This window comes from Geminicoccus flavidas (assembly GCF_009806515.1).
In the GTDB taxonomy this organism is placed as follows: Bacteria; Pseudomonadota; Alphaproteobacteria; order Geminicoccales; family Geminicoccaceae; genus Geminicoccus; species Geminicoccus flavidus.
This window is the reverse complement of record NZ_WUJP01000568.1, coordinates 1-4,408: the sequence shown is the minus strand read 5'-3', so window position 1 is coordinate 4,408 and position 4,408 is coordinate 1. Positions and strand designations below refer to the sequence as shown.

Annotated in this window: 4 protein-coding genes; all 4 read right to left on the bottom strand. The window is 67.7% G+C overall.

From position 1 onward, the window contains the following. Positions 1–616: ABC transporter permease (locus EQG76_RS16275; RefSeq protein WP_200840855.1), on the bottom strand; the 616-nt coding region annotated here is incomplete at its 3' end. A 16-nt stretch (positions 617–632) separates the two neighbouring features. After that, complete coding sequence (locus EQG76_RS16270; RefSeq protein WP_159715317.1) at positions 633–2,159, bottom strand: sugar ABC transporter ATP-binding protein; 1,527 nt, start codon at positions 2,157–2,159, stop codon at positions 633–635. Then, positions 2,156–3,139 (bottom strand): ABC transporter permease, encoded by a 984-nt coding sequence (locus EQG76_RS16265; RefSeq protein ID WP_159715316.1) that lies wholly within the window; start codon positions 3,137–3,139, stop codon positions 2,156–2,158. Before EQG76_RS16265 ends, EQG76_RS16270 begins: the two co-directional genes overlap by 4 nt. Positions 3,140–3,215: 76 nt before the next feature. Further along, positions 3,216–4,313 (bottom strand): sugar ABC transporter substrate-binding protein, encoded by a 1,098-nt coding sequence (locus EQG76_RS16260; RefSeq protein WP_159715315.1) that lies wholly within the window; start codon positions 4,311–4,313, stop codon positions 3,216–3,218. Positions 4,314–4,408 lie beyond the last annotated feature (95 nt).

Genomic DNA, 4,408 nt, shown 5'->3' with positions numbered 1-4,408 from the left:
CCACCGGCACGCCCGAGGCGACTGCCGCCGGCTCGCCGGCACCGACCGCCAGGCTCCAGCGGCCGAACAGGGTGTAGCGCTCCACGAACAGGCAGATGGCCAGCACGATCAGGCCCAGCCAGATCTCGGCGGGAATGCCCAGCATCCGGCCGGTGATCCACCAGAGATAGGCGTGGCGCAACTCCTCGCCGATCGGGATCGAGCGCGTGCCCGAAAACGCCAGGGCCAGCGCGGTGGCGATGCCGCCCACCGCCAGCGAGCTGATGAAGGAGGGCACGCGCAGCCGGGTGAACGCCAAGCCGTTGGCGAGGCCCAGCAGGGCGCCGGCGGCCAGGGCCGCCGGGAAGGCGCCATAGCCCAGGCTCGGCAGGAGCAGGGCCATGATCACGCTGCACATGCTAGCCACCGCCTGCACCGACAGGTCGATGCCGCCGAGGAGGATCACGAAGGTGATGCCGGCGGCCATGATGAACAGGGTCGAGGTGTCGGCGGCCAGGACCAGCAGGGTCTCAGGCGACAAAAAGCCCCGGCTGCCGATGCCGACCACCAGCACCAGCAGGATCAGGGTGAGGATCGGTGCAACGTCGCGCAGGCGGGCGGCGGCAGCGGGATTCATCGGCCGGTCACTCCCTTCAGACCATGTGCCGGATCAGGTCGAGCTGGTCGGGCTTGCCGCCCGGCAAGGCCTCGAAGCGCTCGGTCACCCGCTTGTCCTTCATCACGATGATCCGGTGCGACAGGCCGATGGTCTCCTCCAGCGTGTCGGAGGTCAGAACTACCGCGACGCCATCGGCGGTGATGGAGCGCACCAGCTCGTAGACCTCCTCCTTCGCACCGACGTCCAGGCCGCGGGTCGGGTGGTCCAGCACGATGATCTTCGCCCCGGCATTGATCCACTTGGCTAGCACCACCTTCTGTTGGTTGCCGCCCGACAGGTTCATGACCAGGGTGCGGATGGTGGGCGTCTTGATCGCTAGGCGCTTGACCCAGGTCTCCGCGGTCGTGCGTTCCTTGGCATGGTCGATCAGCCCGCCTCTGGTCACGGCGCGCAGGTTGCCCAGCGTGATGTTGGCGACCACCGGCAAAAAGCCCACGATCCCCTCGACCCGGCGCTCACGCGGCACGTAGCCGATGCCGAGCGACACGGCCTCGCCGGGCGTGGCCAGCCGTGCCGGCCGGCCAAACACGGTGAGCTCGCCGCCGGTTGCCGGGGCCAGCCCGCCCAGCGTGCGGGCCAGCTCCTCGCGGCCGGAACCGATCACCCCGGCAATGCCCAGCACCTCGCCGGCATGCAGCTCGAAATCGATCCCCTCGTAGGCGCCGGCCAGCGTCAGGCGGCTCGCTGCCATCACCACCTCGGGCCGATACGGCTTCTGCCGGTTCTCCTTGTAGTACTCGGCATTACGCGAGCGGCCGACCATCAGGGAATGGAGCTTTTCGGTGTCGGCGTCGGCCGATGGCATCTCGGCCACCACCGCGCCGTCCTTCATCACATAGACCCGGTCCGACAGGTCCAGGATCTCGTCGAGCCGGTGGCTGACGAACACGAACGAGGCGCGGTCGCGCAGTGCCCGCACCCTTGCGAACAGGATGTCGATCTCGGCCTGCTCCAGGACGGAGGTCGGCTCGTCCAGCATGATCACAAGATGGCCCTCGATCTCCTCCTCGAGGGTCAGCACCTTGGCGAGCTCGACCATCTGCCGCTGGGCGAAGCTCAGCTTCTCGGTGACGACCGTAGGGTCGATGTCGAGCTGGACCTTCTCGAGCTGGCGACGCGCCGCCGCGGCCATGGCCTTGTGGTCGATCAGCCGGCCTTTGAGGAACGGCTTCTCCTTGCCCAGCCAGATGTTCTCCGCGACCGTCAGATTGGTCAGGAGCGACTGTTCCTGGTGGACCATGCCGATGCCGTTGGCAGCCGCGTCGATCGGGCTGCGCAGCACCACCTTCTTGCCGTCGTGACGGATCTCGCCGCCGTCCGGCTGGTACACGCCGGACAGGATCTTCATGAGGGTCGACTTGCCGGCGCCGTTCTCGCCGATCAGGCCGACCACCTCGCCCGGACGCACCTCCAGGCTGACATTCTTGAGGGCGTGGACGCCCGGGAAGCGCTTGTCGACGCCCACCAACTCCAGTGCCGCCGTCCGGCTGCCAGCGCTCATTTGATGATCCTCGCCCGGCTGCGGTCGACCGCGAGTGCCACCGCGGCGATGATCAGCACGCCCTGCACGCCGGTCTGGACATAAGGGGGCACGCCCATCAGCACCATGCCGTTGGCCAGGCCCACCACGATCAGCACGCCCACCAGCGTGTTCTGCACGCCGCCCTGGCCGCCCATCAGCGACGTCCCGCCGACCACGACCGCAGTGATGGTGGTGAACAGGCGGCCCTGGCCCATCAGGGCATGGCCTTGGCCGAGCTGGGCGGCCGACAGGATACCGCCCAGGCCGTAGAAGACGCCGGCCAGGGTGAAGGCCAGGATCCGCACGCGGCCGACCGGCACCGAGGTCAGGCGCAGGATGTCCTCGCCGCCGCCCACGGCGAAGATCCAGCGCCCGAGCCGGGTGCGGGTCTGGATCACATAGGCCACCAACGTCGCCGCGAGCGCGATCCATACCCCCATCGGGATGCCCAGCACCCGGCCAAGCGCCAGCTCGCGGAAGGTCGTGTCGGTGATGCGGACCCGCTCGCCGGCCAGCATCACGGTCGCGATCCCGATCGCGATGAAGCTCATGCCGAGCGTCACCATGAAGGACGGGATCTGCAGCTTCACATGGACGACGCCGTTCACGAAGCCGAACGCCGCGCCCATCAGCAGCACGAGGGGAATGGCGAGAAAGCCCAGATCGTTTGCATTCGCGCCGTTGGCGACCAGCAGCGCCGTCACGACCGCCCCCATGGCCACCACGCCCTCGACCGACAGGTCGATCGAGCCCATCAGGATGATGAAGGTGGCGCCCAGCGCCAGGCAGAGCGGGATCGCCGAGGCGTTCATGATCCGCACGAGATTGTCGATCGACAAGAAGGCGGGAGCGATCGCCCCGATCACGGCGAAGACCACCACCAGGACGATCACCGGGGTGAACGCGCGCAGTCTTTCCGTGCGGGAGGCGGGCGGCAGGCGGATAGCGGAGGCGGCCATCTACGGTTCGCTAACCTGATCTGTGGCGGAACAGGAGGGGCCTTCGCCGGCGGAGCGCCGCCGGCGAAGGACGGACTCAGCCGGCGCGGATCTGACCGGAGACCCGGCCCCACAGATCGTTCCAGTCGATCGTCGGGGTCTTCTCGATGTAGTTCGCGATGTACTCGTCGATGTTCTTGTAGGTGATCGGCACACCGGTCCCATAGAACTCGCGGTGCAGATGCGGCTCCTTGGCGATGTCGATTTTCTTGGTGTGGGCGTGATACGCGATCGAGAGGCCCATGCCGCCGACCCAGATCGGATCCCAGTCGACTGTGCCGACCATCTCGCCGGACTTGATGGCGTCGACCGCCTGCCGGATGCCGTCGATGCCGGTGACCGGGATCTCGCCGGCCAGGCCCTCGGCGCGCAGCGCCTCGATGGCACCGAGTGCCATGCCGTCATTGGCGGCCCAGATGCCCTTGATGTCCGAGCCGAACCGGGTCAGCCAGGCCTGGGTGATCTCGAAGGACTTGGTCTCGAGCCAGTCGGCCACCTGGAAGTCCAGCAGCTGAACATTGGGATTGGCGGCCAGCGCCTCGTCCAGGCCCTGCTTGCGCTCGATTGCCGGGGTGTTGTTGAAGATGCCGCCCAGGGCCACGATGCCGCCCGAGCCGCCCATCTTCTCGATCAGCGTCTCCGCCATCAGCTTGCCGTAGGGTGCGCCGTCGAAGCTGATATGGGCGACGTAGTTCGGGTCGAAGTCCCAGGGGTGCAGGTCAGCCGGCTTGTTCCAGATCGTCACCACGGACGCCCCGGCCTTGGCGCAGGCCTCGACGATCACGCGGGTGTCCGGCGTGTCGTTCGGGTCGATGCACAGCGCCAGATTGCCGCCGGACTTGGCGAGCAGCGCCCGCACGTCGGCGATGCCCTTCTCGCTGTTGCCCTCGGTGACCAGCACCTCGTAGGGCGCGCCCACCGACTGGGCGAACATCTCGCCGCCCTTGGCGAACGAGGCATGGTAGGGGTTGGTGAGCGAGCGCAGCGAGTTGGCGAGCTGCGGCTGGTCCTGGCCGAAGGCGCGCCTGCCGGCGAGACCGGTCATGCCGGCGGCACCCAGGCCCGCCAGCGAGGTGAGGAGCAGCCGGCGCCGCTCCAGCTTGGCCCGTTCGAAAATGCTCCCGAGCGATTCCATCGGTCTCGCCTCCCTGATTCGTTCTGTCATGACCGCAAGCGGTGAAGCTACATAACCGGTTGGTTACTTGTGGCGCAAGCGGGAAGGCACCGCGT

Excerpts from the sequence above, each read along its gene's own strand:
- EQG76_RS16270 (WP_159715317.1), bottom strand. The coding sequence starts at position 2,159 with ATGAGCGCTGGCAGCCGGACGGCGGCACTGGAGTTGGTGGGCGTCGAC.
- EQG76_RS16265 (WP_159715316.1), bottom strand. The coding sequence starts at position 3,139 with ATGGCCGCCTCCGCTATCCGCCTGCCGCCCGCCTCCCGCACGGAAAGA.
- EQG76_RS16260 (WP_159715315.1), bottom strand. The coding sequence starts at position 4,313 with ATGGAATCGCTCGGGAGCATTTTCGAACGGGCCAAGCTGGAGCGGCGC.